The organism is Catellatospora sp. IY07-71 (genome assembly GCF_018326265.1).
In the GTDB taxonomy this organism is placed as follows: domain Bacteria; phylum Actinomycetota; class Actinomycetes; order Mycobacteriales; family Micromonosporaceae; genus Catellatospora.
On the sequence record NZ_AP023360.1, the window covers coordinates 3,314,498 to 3,327,934 of the forward strand.

12 protein-coding genes are annotated in these 13,437 nt (G+C 73.4%); 5 read left to right on the forward strand and 7 right to left on the reverse strand.

Annotated features, from left to right (window positions below):
• Positions 1-131: 131 nt before the first annotated feature.
• Both CS0771_RS15165 and CS0771_RS15170 read left to right on the forward strand, forming a co-directional pair.
• Positions 132-1,358 carry a glycosyl hydrolase gene (locus tag CS0771_RS15165; protein WP_244870801.1) on the forward strand — a complete coding sequence of 409 codons (1,227 nt, stop codon included), beginning with the start codon at positions 132-134 and terminating at the stop codon, positions 1,356-1,358.
• Positions 1,359-1,400: 42 nt separating this feature from the next.
• Positions 1,401-2,321, forward strand: a complete 921-nt coding sequence (locus CS0771_RS15170; protein WP_212841573.1) for an N-acetylglucosamine kinase — start codon at positions 1,401-1,403, stop codon at positions 2,319-2,321.
• Positions 2,322-2,490: 169 nt separating this feature from the next.
• On the opposite strand, the gene CS0771_RS15175 is transcribed toward CS0771_RS15170, so the two are convergent.
• Both CS0771_RS15175 and CS0771_RS15180 read right to left on the reverse strand, forming a co-directional pair.
• Positions 2,491-2,877 (reverse strand): VOC family protein, encoded by a 387-nt coding sequence (locus tag CS0771_RS15175; RefSeq protein ID WP_212841574.1) that lies wholly within the window; start codon positions 2,875-2,877, stop codon positions 2,491-2,493.
• Positions 2,874-3,692, reverse strand: a complete 819-nt coding sequence (locus CS0771_RS15180; RefSeq protein ID WP_212841575.1) for an AraC family transcriptional regulator — start codon at positions 3,690-3,692, stop codon at positions 2,874-2,876. Before CS0771_RS15180 ends, CS0771_RS15175 begins: the two co-directional genes overlap by 4 nt.
• A 70-nt stretch (positions 3,693-3,762) precedes the next feature.
• Here CS0771_RS15180 and CS0771_RS15185 point away from each other — a divergent pair, with 70 nt between their 5' ends.
• Both CS0771_RS15185 and CS0771_RS15190 read left to right on the forward strand, forming a co-directional pair.
• Positions 3,763-4,209 (forward strand): DUF4878 domain-containing protein, encoded by a 447-nt coding sequence (locus tag CS0771_RS15185; protein WP_212841576.1) that lies wholly within the window; start codon positions 3,763-3,765, stop codon positions 4,207-4,209.
• A 133-nt stretch (positions 4,210-4,342) separates the two neighbouring features.
• Entirely contained in the window at positions 4,343-4,630 is a 288-nt protein-coding gene (locus tag CS0771_RS15190; protein ID WP_212841577.1) for a hypothetical protein, read from the forward strand.
• Positions 4,631-4,714: 84 nt separating this feature from the next.
• Here the strand turns inward: CS0771_RS15190 and CS0771_RS15195 are convergent, their stop codons facing one another.
• Both CS0771_RS15195 and CS0771_RS15200 read right to left on the reverse strand, forming a co-directional pair.
• Entirely contained in the window at positions 4,715-7,093 is a 2,379-nt protein-coding gene (locus tag CS0771_RS15195) for a Tex family protein (RefSeq protein ID WP_212841578.1), read from the reverse strand.
• 34 nt (positions 7,094-7,127) lie between these two features.
• A complete protein-coding gene (locus CS0771_RS15200) occupies positions 7,128-8,327 on the reverse strand; it encodes an MFS transporter (protein WP_212841579.1) in 1,200 nt (399 codons plus the stop codon).
• 179 nt (positions 8,328-8,506) lie between these two features.
• Between CS0771_RS15200 and CS0771_RS15205 the strand changes: the two genes are divergently transcribed.
• A complete protein-coding gene (locus tag CS0771_RS15205; RefSeq protein ID WP_244870802.1) occupies positions 8,507-10,018 on the forward strand; it encodes a multicopper oxidase family protein in 1,512 nt (503 codons plus the stop codon).
• 108 nt (positions 10,019-10,126) lie between these two features.
• Here the strand turns inward: CS0771_RS15205 and CS0771_RS15210 are convergent, their stop codons facing one another.
• The 3 genes from CS0771_RS15210 to CS0771_RS15220 all read right to left on the reverse strand — a co-directional run bounded on the left by CS0771_RS15210 (position 10,127) and on the right by CS0771_RS15220 (position 13,435).
• The gene (locus tag CS0771_RS15210) at positions 10,127-10,648 is read right to left on the reverse strand and encodes a hypothetical protein (protein ID WP_212841581.1); all 522 of its coding nucleotides are present in this window, start codon (positions 10,646-10,648) and stop codon (positions 10,127-10,129) included.
• A gap of 163 nt (positions 10,649-10,811) precedes the next feature.
• Positions 10,812-11,828, reverse strand: a complete 1,017-nt coding sequence (locus tag CS0771_RS15215; RefSeq protein ID WP_212841582.1) for a phosphotransferase — start codon at positions 11,826-11,828, stop codon at positions 10,812-10,814.
• 20 nt (positions 11,829-11,848) lie between these two features.
• Complete coding sequence (locus tag CS0771_RS15220) at positions 11,849-13,435, reverse strand: serine/threonine-protein kinase (protein WP_212841583.1); 1,587 nt, start codon at positions 13,433-13,435, stop codon at positions 11,849-11,851.
• Positions 13,436-13,437 lie beyond the last annotated feature (2 nt).

Here is a 13,437-nt window from a genome sequence, read left to right on the forward strand (position 1 = left end):
ACCGTGCCCGCAAGAAGGCACCTCCCGCACAACGGACCCACGGGGCACCAAGGCCCCGGGCGCGCCGCCTCTCACGCGGCGCGCCCGGGGGTGCCACCCACCGTAGTCCGCCACCCCGAAAGGAGAAACAAGTGTCCCTCCGACGTCCCATCGTCGCCGCGCTCGGCGCCACCGCACTGGCGCTCACCGCCGGCACGCTGGTCGCGCTGACCGCGGGCACCACCGCGTCCGCCGCGGCGGCCACCTGCAACGCCCTGTTCGACGACTTCAGCTACAGCGGGCCGAGCGATCCGCTGATCCAGCAGCGTGGCTGGACGGTGCGCACCTACTCCGGCGGCCCCGGCATCCCGGGCGCCTCCTGGCCGACCTCCAACGTCTCGTTCCCGACCGTGGACGGCGCCAAGTCCCTGCAGCTGCAGGCGTCCACCGACGGCACGGCCGGCGGCACCAGCCAGGCGGAGCTGTACCACCAGCAGAAGTTCTTCGAGGGCACCTACGCCTCGCGGGTCAAGTTCACCGACGCGCCGGTCTCCGGCAACGACGGCGACCACCTGGTGGAGACGTTCTTCACCATCACCCCGCTGGCCGCCCCGATGGACCCGAACTACGGCGAGATCGACTTCGAGTACCTGCCCAACGGCGGGTGGGGCGAGCCGTCGAACATCATGTACGAGACCACGTGGGAGACCTACCGCCCCGACCCCTGGGAGGCCGTCAACGCCCACGGCGAGCAGCGGCAGTCGTTCGCGGGCTGGCACGACCTCGTGTTCACGGTCTCGGCCGGGCACGTGAAGTACTACATCGACGGGAACCTGGTCGCCGACCACAGCGGCATCTACTACCCCGAGACGAACATGTCGATCAACTTCAACCTGTGGTTCATCGACGCGGCCGCGCACACCGGCGGCATGTCGACCTACCGCCAGCAGGTCGACTACGTGCTCTACTCGCAGAACGAGGTGCTCACCCCGGCGCAGGTCAACACCCGCGTCGGCTCGTACCGGGCGCAGAACGTGGCGCACACCGACACCGTCGGCACCGGCGGCGGCACCTGCCCCACCGCCTCGCCGTCGACCGGCCCGAGCACCCCGCCGTCGTCGTCGCCCTCGGCCCCGCCGAGCAGCTCGCCGTCGCCCTCGGCCCCGCCGACCGGCGGCACCGGCTGCGCCAGCGCGCCGACCTGGACCATCAGCGGCATCTACACCGGCGGCCAGCAGGTCAAGTGGGAGCGCAGCGCCAACGGCAACCCCAGCGGCCCGAAGTCCGGCGACGGCGTGCACCTGTGGCGCGCCAAGTGGTGGACGCAGGGCAGCGAGCCCGGCTGGACCGTGCAGTGGGAGGACCTGGGCCGCTGCTGAGGCAGTCGACCCGGTCCCGATGAAGTGAAAGGATCAGCGCCCGTGACCCTCGTCCTCGGCCTCGACGTCGGCGGCACGTCGTCACGGGCGCTGATCACCACGCTCGACGGCGCCCGCGCCGGCTTCGGCCGCGCGGGCGCCGGCAACCCGGTCTCGGTGCCGCTGCCCGAGGCCGTGGCCGCGGTGTCCGCCGCCGTGCGCACCGCGCTGACCGGCCTCGACCCGGTCGAGGTGCGCTGTGCGGTGATGGGCATCGCGGGGACAGGCCGGTTCACCGACCCCGCCGTTGCGTCCGCCTATGAGACCGCCTTTGCGGAGCTGGGGCTTCTGGTGCCGGTGCGGCCGGTCGGTGATGTCGAGGTGGCGTACGCCGCGGGCACGCCCGAGCCGCGCGGCACGGTGCTGATCTCCGGCACGGGGGCGATCGCGGCGCGCATCGAGCACGGGGTGATGACCGCGAGCGCGGACGGCATCGGCTGGCTGCTCGGCGACCTGGGCTCAGGGTTCTGGCTGGGCCGCGAGGCGGCCGCGCTGACCGCCCGCGAGCTGTACTCCCGCGTCCCCGAGGGGCACCTGACCCGCGCCGTCGCGACGGCCGTGCTCGGCGTGCTGCCTGCCGCCGCGTCCCGGCAGGCCGCCGACGACCTGATCGGCGCGCTGCACGACCAGGAGCCCCGCCACCTGTCCCGGCTCGCGCCCCTGGTCACCGAGGCTGCCGAGGCCGGCGACCCGCAGGCCGTCGCGCTCGTCGAACGCTGTGCCACGCACCTGGTGGACACCGTCGTGGAGGTGCACGCGGACGGCCCGGTGGTGCTGGCGGGCAGCGTGCTGGGCGGCTCCCGCCCGGTGCGCGACGCGGTGATCCGCCTGCTGGCCCACCACCTGCCCGGCACCGCCACCGTCACCGCGGGCCCGGGCGAGGTGGGCGCCGCCCGTATCGCGGCGGCGCGCTCTGGCGCCTGACGCCGTCAGATCGCCCCTTGCCCGACGCCAAGATCGTCCGACTCGCCTGGCAGCCAAGATCGTCAAACTTGCCTGGCAAGTGGGCGAAAGCGCGCTCAAGATACGCCCAGGTGCCAGGCAAGTCGGACGATCTTGGGCGGGCGGGCCGGCGCGGTGGCGACGTGTGGGCTCACTCGCCGGCGTACGTGCCGAAGCTCCAGCAGACGCCCTGGGGGTCGCGGACGCTGAAGCCGCGCGAGCCGTAGTCCGTGTCGCGCAGCTCGCGGACCACCGTCGCCCCGGCCGCGACGGCGCGGTCGAACAGGGCGTCGGGCTCGTCGGTGACGACGTAGACCAGGCCCTGCCCGGCCGGGATGTCGTGCACGTTCTCCGGCCGGGGGCTGCCCAGCATGACGCCGCCGCCCAGCGGCCAGCGCACCTCGGCGTGCAGCACGGTGTCGCCGCTGCCGTAGACGGCGGTGGCGGTGAACCCGAACGCCTCCTCCAGGAACGAGATGGCGGCGCGGGCGTCGGCGTAGGTCAGGCAGGGCCAGACCATGGTTTCGCGATCGGTCATGGCTCCAGGGTCCCGGCACTGGTGCCGTCCTGGCTTGTACTTATGGGAAGGTCCTCGGCAGCCAGCCAGCGCGACGGCGCCACCCCGGCGAACTCGCGCCACTCGCGGGCCAGATGCGCCTGGTCGTAGTAGCCGCACGCGGCGGCGACCTCGGCCAGCGCGGGCCGGTCGGCCCGCTGCACGAGCCGCCGCGAGCGGCCGAAACGCGCCAGGCGCAGCGCGTCCTTGGGGCCGACGCCGTACTCGGCGGTGAAGCGGGAGCACAGGGTGCGGCGGCTCCAGCCGGTCTCCGCGGCCAGCTCGCCGACGCGCAGTTCGCCGCCGGAGCGTTGCACCCGCTGCCAGGCGTACGCCAGCTCGGGCGCGGTCTCGGCCGGGCGCAGACGGGCGGTGAGCGCGGCGTCGAGCAGCGCGAACCGCTCGGGCCAGGACGCGGCGCGCAGCCGGTCGGTCAGGGGCTCGAGGTCCACCGGCAGCACGGCGGCGGCCAGGGCCGCGGCGGGCAGGCCGAACAGGGCGCGGGCGCCCGCCGGGGTGAGGTCCAGCTGCACGCCGTACTGGGTGCCGTCGTGGTGGATGAAGGCCGGTGCCAGGGTCAGGCCGCCGGCCAGGGCGGCGTACCCGGTGGGCGGCTCGCCGGGGTGCAGCGACACGAGCGTGGGCTCGTCGAAGCTGAGCACGACGGTCAGCGCGGAGGAGGGCAGGCCCAGGTGCACGCCCGAGGCGAAGCCGCGGTAGTGATAGCCGGTGTACCGGTGCACGTACGACCGCAGCGCCGACGCGGGCCGCGCCGCGACGTGTTCGGCGACCCTCATACCGATCCATGCTGCCACGCCCGGTGGGTCGGCCGAGGGCTCGCTTGCGTTGATCGTTCATATTGGCGCCATGACCTTCGTGCCCCCGCCGCCGCCGGCGAAGAAGAGCAACACCAAGCGCATCCTGATCATCGTCGCCGTCGTCCTGGTGCTGTGCTGCGGTGGCGGCATCACCGGCGCGGTGCTGCTGTTCCGCGGTGTCCAGGAGGCGACCGGCCCGGCCCGCGACGCCGCGGTCGCCTACGTCGAGGACATCATGGCCGGGGACTACCACGGCGCGTACGGGCGGCTGTGCGACAAGGTCCAGGCGAGCACCTCCGAGGCCGACTACACCCGGATCCAGACGGCACAGCTGAAGATCAGCAAGTACGAGGTGACCGGCACGAGCATCAAGACGATGAACACCACCACGACCGCGGTCATCACCATGCGCCTCACCCAGGCCGAGACGGGAGCGGTGACGACGCAGGGCTTCCCGCTGCTCAAGGAGGACGGCGAGTGGCGGATGTGCGGCTGACGCCTCCCGCACCGGGCCGCTCCGGGAGCGTCTCCCGCCCGTCCGGCCTGCGCGGACGCGATCAGCGAGGTTGATCGCTTCCGCGGCGGCCCTACCTTCGCCGGATCAGTGAACGCGAGGGCCGGGAGACGTCATGTGGAGATTGTCGTACGCCGTGGGAGTGCTGCTCGCCGGGTTGGGCCTGTTTCTGGCGGCGGGCAGCGTGTACGGCTACACACAGCTCGCCGACCGGCTGCCCCGGGCCGAGCAGCGGCTGGCGGAGGCGTCAGGTGAGCAGGAGCTGCGCTGGCGCCAGGTGGACGTGGCCGACATCGAAGACGACATGAGCACCAACATCGTGACGGCGCTCGCGGGCACGGCGCTCGCCGCCGGTGGCGCGGGGCTGATCGTGACCACCAGGCGCCGCCGTCGCGCGCGTTGAGCGTGTACCGCGCCGAAACGAGGAAGCTCCCGCCACGCTGTGTCGACAGCGCGGCGGGAGCTTCGATCATGCCAGTGGGGAGCCTCAGCGGAGCTTGTCGAGGCCCGCCCGGCGCAGGGCGTCGGCCATGGCGCTGTTGGCGACCGGCGGCTCGTTGCGCTGGCGGGGCTGCCCGCCGCCGCGCTGGCCGCCCTGGCCACCGCGCTGGCCGCCGCCACCGCCGCCACGCTGACCACGGTCGCCGCCGCCACGCTGGCCGCGGTCGCCGCCGGCCGGGGCGGCCTCGTCCTCCAGGCGCAGGGTCAGCGAGATGCGCTTGCGCGGGATGTCCACGTCCAGCACCTTCACCTTGACCACGTCACCCGACTTGACCACGTCACGCGGGTCGCTGACGAAGTTGCGCGACATCGCCGAGACGTGGACCAGGCCGTCCTGGTGCACGCCGATGTCGACGAACGCGCCGAACGCCGCCACGTTGGTGACCACGCCCTCCAGCAGCATGCCGGGCTGCAGGTCGCCGATCTTCTCGACGCCGTCCTTGAAGGACGCGGTCTTGAAGGCGGGGCGCGGGTCGCGGCCGGGCTTCTCCAGCTCCTTGATGATGTCGGTGACGGTCGGCAGGCCGAACACGTCGTCGGCGTACTCGGCCGGCTTGAGCGTGCGCAGCAGCGAGCCGTTGCCGATCAGCTTGCTCATCTCGACGCCGTTGTTCTTCAGGATGCGCTGCACCACCGGGTACGCCTCGGGGTGCACGCTGGACGCGTCGAGCGGGTTGTCGCCGTTGGGGATGCGCAGGAAGCCCGCACACTGCTCGAACGCCTTCGGGCCGAGGCGGGGCACCTCCTTGAGCGCCGTGCGCGAGCGGAACGGGCCGTTGGCGTCGCGGTGCAGCACGATGTTCTCGGCCAGCCCGGCGCTGATGCCCGACACCCGGGCCAGCAGCGGCGCGGACGCGGTGTTCACGTCGACGCCGACGCCGTTCACGCAGTCCTCGACCACCGCGTCCAGCGAGCGGGACAGCTTCACCTCGGACAGGTCGTGCTGGTACTGCCCGACGCCGATGGACTTCGGGTCGATCTTCACCAGCTCGGCGAGCGGGTCCTGCAGGCGGCGGGCGATGGACACCGCGCCGCGCAGCGACACGTCGAGGCTGGGCAGCTCCTGCGAGGCGTACGCGGAGGCCGAGTACACCGACGCGCCCGCCTCGGAGACGACGATCTTCGTCAGGTTGAGGTGCGGCGCGAGCTTGATCAGGTCGATGGCGAGCTTGTCGGTCTCGCGGGAGGCGGTGCCGTTGCCGATGGCGATCAGCTCGACCTTGTGCGCCGCGCACAGCTTGGCGAGGCTGGCCAGCGACTCGTTCCAGCGGTTGTGCGGCACGTGCGGGTAGATCGTGTCGGTGGCGACGACCTTGCCGGTGGCGTCGACGACGGCGACCTTGACGCCGGTGCGGTAGCCCGGGTCCAGGCCCATCGTGGCGCGGGTGCCCGCCGGGGCGGCCAGCAGCAGGTCGCGCAGGTTCATCGCGAAGACCCGCACGGCCTCCTCCTCGGCCGCCTGCCACAGCCGGTTGCGCAGGTCCAGGCCGAGGTGCACCAGGATGCGGGTGCGCCAGGCCCAGCGCACGGTGTCGTTCAGCCACCTGTCGGCGGGGCGGCCGCGGTCGCTGATGCCGAACGCGGCGGCGATGCGACCCTCGAACACCGTCGGCCCGGCGGGCGCGCCCTCGGGCTGCGGCTCGTCCGGCTCCATGACCAGGTCCAGCACCTCCTCCTTCTCGCCGCGGAACATGGCGAGGATGCGGTGGCTGGGCAGCTTGGCGTACGGCTCGGAGAAGTCGAAGTAGTCGGAGAACTTCGCGCCCTCTTCGGCCTTGCCGTCGCGCATCTTGGAGACGATGCGGCCGCGGGTCCACATCAGCTCACGCAGCGAGCCGATCAGGTCGGCGTTCTCGCCGAAGCGCTCGACCAGGATGGCGCGGGCGCCCTCCAGCGCGGCGGCGGTGTCGGCCACGCCCTTGCCGGCGTCGACGTACGCCGCGGCGGCGGTCTGCGGGTCGTGCGACGGGTCGCCGAGCAGCAGGTCCGCGAGCGGCTCCAGGCCCGCCTCGCGGGCGATCATCGCCTTGGTCCGCCGCTTTGGCTTGTACGGCAGGTAGATGTCCTCCAGCCGGGCCTTCGCGTCGGCGGCCATGATCTGCGCCAGCAGCGCGTCGTCGAGCTTGCCCTGCGACCGGATCGACTCGATGATCGTGGTCCGGCGCTCCTCCAGCTCGCGCAGGTAGCGCAGGCGCTCTTCGAGGTTGCGCAGCTGCTCGTCGTCCAGCGCGCCGGTGACCTCCTTGCGATAGCGGGCGATGAACGGGACGGTGGCCCCGCCGTCGAGCAGCTCGACCGCCGCGGTCACCTGGTTGTTCCGTACGCCGAGCTCCTCGGCGATGCGCTGGTTAATGGACGTCGTCACGCCGCCATTCTGCCCGCTCGCAGGCCGCGGCGGTTCACAGGGTGACCGTGGCGGGGAAACCCTCCCGGCGGCCGTACAGCACGCCGCCGATGCCGGCGGTGGTCAGCACGGCGGCGACGAGCGGCAGCGAGGCCGCGCCCCAGCCGCTGAGCGCCAGGCCGCCGAGCAGCGCGCCGCCGCCGATGCCCAGGTTGAAGGCCGAGGCGTTGAGCGCGGCGGCGGTGTCGGCGGCGCCCGCCGGGGCGGCCCGCAGGATCGCCGCCTGCACGAGCGTGGCCAGGCCGTTGAGCGCGAGACCGGCCAGCGCTGCGGCGGCCACCGCCAGCGCGGGGGTCGTCCCGGCGAAGGCGAGCACGACCAGCGCGGCGGTCAGGATGACGACCCCGCCCAGCATCGCCAGCCGGGGCCGCTTGTCCACCAGCAGCCCGGCGGCGAGCAGGCCGACTGCGCCGGCCGCGCCGTAGCCGAGCAGCGCCGGGCTCAGCGCCTCTTCGCTCAGGCCGGTGGCCTGCAGGAACGGCGAGATGTAGGTGTAGAAGCTGAAGTAGCCGAGCATGGTCACCGCGGTGGTGACCACGACGATCGCCACGGAGGGCGTGCGCAGCACGCGCAGCAGGCTCAGCCCGTTGCCGGCCGCCTCGCCGGGGAAGTCGGGCAGCAGCCGCCAGCCGACCAGCGCCAGCACCACGCCGACCCCGGCCAGCACCGCGAACGCCGCCCGCCAGCCGATCGCGACGCCGAGCGCGGTGCCCGCGGGCACGCCGAGCAGGATCGCGACGGTGCCGCCCGCGAACACCAGGGTCACCGCGCGGCCGACCCGGTCGGGGGTGACCATGCGGGCGACGTATCCGGCGCACATGGCCCAGAACGCGCCGTGGGTCAGGCCGCCCAGCAGCCGGGCCGCCGCGGCCAGCGGATACACGGTGCTCACCGCCATGATGACGTTGCTGGCGGAGTACGCCAGCAGCGTGCCCACCAGCAGGCCGCGGCGCGGGAACCGGGCGGTCAGCCGCCCCAGGGGCGCCGCGAACAGCGCCACCATCAGGGCGTACCCGGTGACCAGCAGGCCGACCGTGGGCTCGCTGACGCCGAGGTCCCGGCTGATCGAGCTGAGCAGGCCCATCGGCACCATCTCGGTGGTCACCGACAGGAACGTGCCCGCCGCCACCAGCAGCAGGCCCGCCAGCGGCCAGGGCTCGCGGCGGGCGGTGACGGAAAGGGGCGCGGCGCTCACCGTACGACCGTAAACGCTCTCCCGGGAGATCCCGTCAGGGTTCCCCCGGTGAACTCGCTCACGACCGGGGGGAATCCCCTGGCCTGTCCCGGGTATCCCGGTCTATCCCTCGACGCGCCCGTTCGCCGCCCGGCACCCTGTCTGCGCTTCACAGGACCCGGGGAAGGGAGTTGGTCAGGGTGCGCCTCAGGAGGGTGCTGGCGGTGCTCGGCATCGTGGTCGCGCTGCTGTGCACGGTGTGCGCCGGAGCCGGTGCGTGGATCTGGAACAGCCAGACGGTCGACACCACCGGCGCGGTCGACTTCACGCGGCCGCTGGCGGTGCCGCCGCTCGCGCCGTCGCGGCTGGAGGGCGGGCGCCGGGTGTTCGACCTGACGGCGCAGGCGGGCACGCACGACTTCGGCCGGGGCGCGACGCCGACGTGGGGGTTCAACGGCGACGTGCTCGGCCCGACGCTGCGCGCCGCCCGCGGCGAGCAGGTGGTGGTCAACGTGACCAACGCCCTGGACCAGACGACCACCGTGCACTGGCACGGCATGCACCTGCCGCCGGAGATGGACGGCGGCCCGCACCAGCTGGTGGCCCCCGGCAGGACCTGGTCGCCGGCCTGGAAGATCGAGCAGCCCGCGGCGTCGCTGTGGTATCACCCGCACCTGCACGGCGAGACCGCCAAGCACGTGTACCAGGGCCTGGCGGGGATGTTCATCGTCGACGACCCGGCCACCTCGGTGGCGGCACTGCCGCACGAGTACGGCGTCGACGACATCCCGGTGATCGTGCAGGACCGCAAGTTCGACGGCAAGGGCAAGCTCGACGACGCCCCCGGGATCTTCAGCGGGGTCGGCGTGCTCGGCGACACCATCGCGGTCAACGGCACCGTGGGGCCGTACCTGGAGGTCAGGACGCAGCGGGTGCGGTTGCGGCTGCTCAACGGCTCCAACGCGCGCGTCTACGACTTCGGGTTCACCGACGGGCGCGAGTTCGACCTGGTGGGCACGGACGGCGGGCTGCTCGAGTCGGCGCACCGGACGGACCGGCTCATGCTGTCGCCGGGCGAGCGGGCCGAGATCGTGGTGACGGTCGAGCCGGGGGAGCGCACGGTGCTGCGCAGCTACCCGCCGGACCTGGGCACGGGCGTGTTCGGGCGGTTCACCGGCGGGGCCGACTCGTTCGACGTGCTGCAGCTGCGCGCGTCGGGCACGCTCGCGGCGCGCCCGGAGGTGCCGCGGCGGCTGGTCGCCATCGCGAAGCTGGACCGTGGCAGTGCCGCGCAGCAGCGGGAGTTCAAGTTCAGCGGGCACAGCATCAACAGCCGGCAGATGGACATGACCCGGGTCGACTTCGCGCCGGAGCAGGACACCACGGAGGTGTGGCGGGTCTTCAACAACGACGGTCAGCCGCACAACTTCCACGTGCACGACGTGCAGTTCCAGGTGCTCACCGTCAGCGGGGCCGCGCCGCCGCCGCCGCTGTCGGGCTGGAAGGACACCGTCTACCTGCACCCGGACGAGACGTATGAGCTGATCATGCGGTTCACCGACTACGCGGACGCGGACACGCCGTACATGTTCCACTGCCACGTGCTGTTCCACGAGGACGCCGGGATGATGGGGCAGTTCGTGGTGGTGCCGCCGGGCGGCAGGCCGGGCGTGATCGACCACGGCGCGCACCTGGCCCACGGCGGGCACTGACCCGGGGGAGGCCGCCGACGGCAGGAAAAGGGTATCGAGTTCGCCGTCGCCGACGGACCTCGATACCCTTTCTCGCGCTCAAGTCGAGCCCGCTGCCCTTCGGCAGGCTCAGGGGACGCAGATCTTTCCGGTCTTGCCGCCGTCCTCGAAGTCCAGTGCGGGGCCTTCGAGGACCTCGATGATTTTGTCCAGGTCGCCGTTGGCGGCCGTGACGGCCTGCTGTCCGGCGACGACCGTCGCAAGGTCGGCCTCGAGGGCCGCCTTCAGCTCGGCGTCCGCGGTGTCAGCCGAGATCTTCGCCAGCTCGGCGCGGTAGACCTCGATCGCCTCGCTCAAGTCGGGGATGAGGGTCGCCGCCTTCGCCTCGTCGTTGATGGCCGCGCCGATGATCTTCATGGTGGCCCCCAGCACCCCCAGGGCGCCCTGCTGGCTGGTGCTCAGTGCGATGAACGCGAGGCACGTCGCGTTCTCGTCCTTGGTGCCGGTGGGGACGGCCGGCGCGGCGGAGGACGCGGCCGCGGACACGGCCGGCGACGAGGGGGCGGCCGTGGTCGCGGCCGGGTCGGCGGTGCAGGCGGCGGAGCCGAGCAGGGTGAGGCTCAGGACGGTGGTGCTCAGAACATGGCGCATGTGCGGAGTGGATCCTTCGTACGGCAGAGATGACGGCAGCGTGAAGCCGCCCTGGGGCAAGATCGCCCCGGGGCAGCTTAGGTAAGCCGGATGACGGCCGGATAACGATGCCAGGACCAGGCTCCGGCCCGTGCAGCTCCGGGATCTGGTCCGCCGGGTCCCGTTAGTGGGCGACCCGGCCGGTGAGCGCGGCGACGACCTCGGTCCGGTTATCCGTCCACCAGCGGAACGTCGCCGCGTTGCGCACGTAGAAGCGGTCGCACGTGGTGTCCCCGTGCTGGTAACGGCGGTCGAGTGGCCAGCTCCCGGTCAGCCACGACCACCAGGCGCGATGCTCGGCGTCGGCCAGTTGGCCGACGGTCAGCGGACGCCGCCGCCGGTAGCCGTCCGCGAACGCCGCCGTCCGCGGCAGGTCGATGCCGCCGTCACCGCCGAAGGTCAGCAGGCAGGCTCGGATCAGCTCGGCGGCGAGAGAGCGGACACCGACGCGGTCCCAGTCCAGGACCGCGCTGACCCGGCCCTGCTCCCACAGCACGTTGTTGTGGTGGAAGTCGCCGTGCACCCACCCTCGCGGGCCTGGCTCCGCACCTGCCGGCACCGGCGGGGTCGGGGCGGTGAGCAGCTCACGCCGCCGGGCCAGATCGCTCAGAGCGAGCTCGTCGATCTCGTCCCGGTCAGGTCTGCGGGTGACGAGGTCCAGCATCACGTCCAGAGCGGTCAGCGACAAGGTCGCGTCGGGCACGTGGTCCGGCGGGGCGCCACCGTGCAGCGGCACGGCCGACAGCGCGACGTGGATGCCGCCCAGCAGCTCCCCGTACGCGGCGGCCTGGTCGAGGCTCATGGCGGTGCCGGTGAGGTGCTGCCCGGGAGCCCAGGCGCTGACGGTGAACCGCGCGCCGTCCAGCACGCACTCCGGATCGCCGCCGGCCCGTTCCAGCGGCTCCGGGACGGGCACGCCGTGGCCTATGAGCAGCTTCATCGTGCGATGCCGCGCGCCCACGTCACCCGCGTTCCGGTCCTGAAGCTCCTTCACGGCGTAGACGCCCGTGGTGGTGTCCACCCGCCAGTTGCGGTTCATGGCGCCGATCGGCAGGTGCCGGACCGCGTGCACGTCGCCCAGCCCGAACGCGGCGCACACCTGCGCCAGACGCTGCCGGTCCTCGTCCTGCCCCGCTCGCATCGCGACATGCTAACGGCGGATCAGACCTGCTTGCACTGATCGGTCGCGGTGGCGATCACGACGTCGACGGTCGACCCGGCGGCGACGACCGTCCCGCCCGCCGGTGACTGCTCGATCGCGTAGCACTGGTCGGGCGTGGCCCGGTAGGTGATGGTGCCGATCAGGCCGAGGCGCTTCAGCTCGGCGACCACCTCGACCTCGCGCCAGCCGTACATGCCGGGCACCGTCCGGGTTGCCGTGGCCGGGCTCTGCGGCGCGGCGGGGCTGCTCGGCGCGGCCGGGCTCGGGCGCGCACCCGACGGCCGCGGCAGCGGACGGCTGGACGCCGTCACCGTGGCCCGGGGCGTCGGGCCGGTGCCGCCGGAGGGACCGGTGCCGGTCGGCGCGGTGGGGTCCGTGCCCGCCCCGCTGCTCGCGGAGGGACCGGCGCCCGGGTCCTGCCCGGACGGATCGGCGCCGCCGCTCGGCGTGAGCGCGTAGGCGAGGGCCGCCACCAGCAGCAACAGGACCGCGGCGGCTCCGGCGAGCAGGCGGCGGTTGCGAAGCGGCGCCCCGTGCGGCGCCCGGCGGTGGCCGGGGGGTGGCACACCCTCCCTGCGGCGGTCGCCCGCCGGGGCCGCCGCTGCCGCGCCGGCTTGCGCGACCGTCCCCGGCGGCCGGCTGGTCGCGGCACCGGAGGGTGCCGTCCCCTTCCGGGTGGGCGGCCGGTCTGCGGCCGGGGCAGCTTCGGCTGAGGTGTCCTCCGGGCCAGGGGAGACGGCCGGTGTGGCGGCGGCGCGCGCCGCCGTCCGGGTGGCGTGTGCCGCCGAGCGGGACGCCTGCGCGAGCGCGGCGGCGGAGGGCCAGCGGTCGTCGGGCTCCTTGGCCAGCGCGCGCATGATGAGCGCCCGGACCGGCCGGGGCACGTCCGCGGGCAGCGCGGGCGGGTCGTCGTTGACGTGCTGGAGCGCGACCGCGAGCGGGGTGTCGGCGGTGAACGGCCGCTCGCCGGTGACCAGCTCGTACGCGACCACGCCGAGCGCGTACACGTCGGTGGCGGGGCCGACCTCGGCACCGGTGACCTGCTCCGGCGCGAGATAGGACGAGGTGCCGAGGATCTCGTCGGCGGCGGTGAGCCGGTCGCCGGCGACCATGCGCGCGATGCCGAAGTCGGTCAGCGCGAGCCGCCCGTCCGGGCGCAGCAGCAGGTTCGACGGTTTCACGTCGCGGTGCACGATGCCCTGCCGGTGCGCGGCGTGGATCGCGTCGGCGGCCTGCGCGAGCAGCCCCATCGCCCGGTGCGGGGCCAGCGCGCCGTCCCGGTCGACCAGGGCGCGCAGCGACTCGCCCTCGACGAACTGCATCACCAGGTATGCCACACCGTCGGCGTGGCCGTAGTCGTAGATCTCGACGATGCCGGGGTGGGACAGGGCCGCCATGGCCCGCGCCTCAGCCCGGAACCGGGCGGTGAACCCGGCCTCCCCGGCCAGGGCCGGCAGCAGCGCCTTCACCGCGACCCGGCGGCCGAGCACCAGGTCGTCGGCGCGCCACACCTCGCCCATCCCACCGCGGGCGATCAGGTCCACCAGCTCGTAACGGCCGCCGAGCGTCACCCCCGGGTCAAGCACGG

What these genes read in the sequence shown, in the direction of transcription:
- CS0771_RS15175 (WP_212841574.1), bottom strand. Translation starts at nt 2,877, where the DNA reads ATGACCGATCGCGAAACCATGGTCTGGCCCTGCCTGACCTACGCCGAC.
- CS0771_RS15180 (WP_212841575.1), bottom strand. Translation starts at nt 3,692, where the DNA reads ATGAGGGTCGCCGAACACGTCGCGGCGCGGCCCGCGTCGGCGCTGCGG.
- CS0771_RS15215 (WP_212841582.1), bottom strand. Translation starts at nt 11,828, where the DNA reads ATGCGAGCGGGGCAGGACGAGGACCGGCAGCGTCTGGCGCAGGTGTGC.
- CS0771_RS15210 (WP_212841581.1), bottom strand. Translation starts at nt 10,648, where the DNA reads ATGCGCCATGTTCTGAGCACCACCGTCCTGAGCCTCACCCTGCTCGGC.
- CS0771_RS15190 (WP_212841577.1), top strand. Translation starts at nt 4,343, where the DNA reads ATGTGGAGATTGTCGTACGCCGTGGGAGTGCTGCTCGCCGGGTTGGGC.
- CS0771_RS15185 (WP_212841576.1), top strand. Translation starts at nt 3,763, where the DNA reads ATGACCTTCGTGCCCCCGCCGCCGCCGGCGAAGAAGAGCAACACCAAG.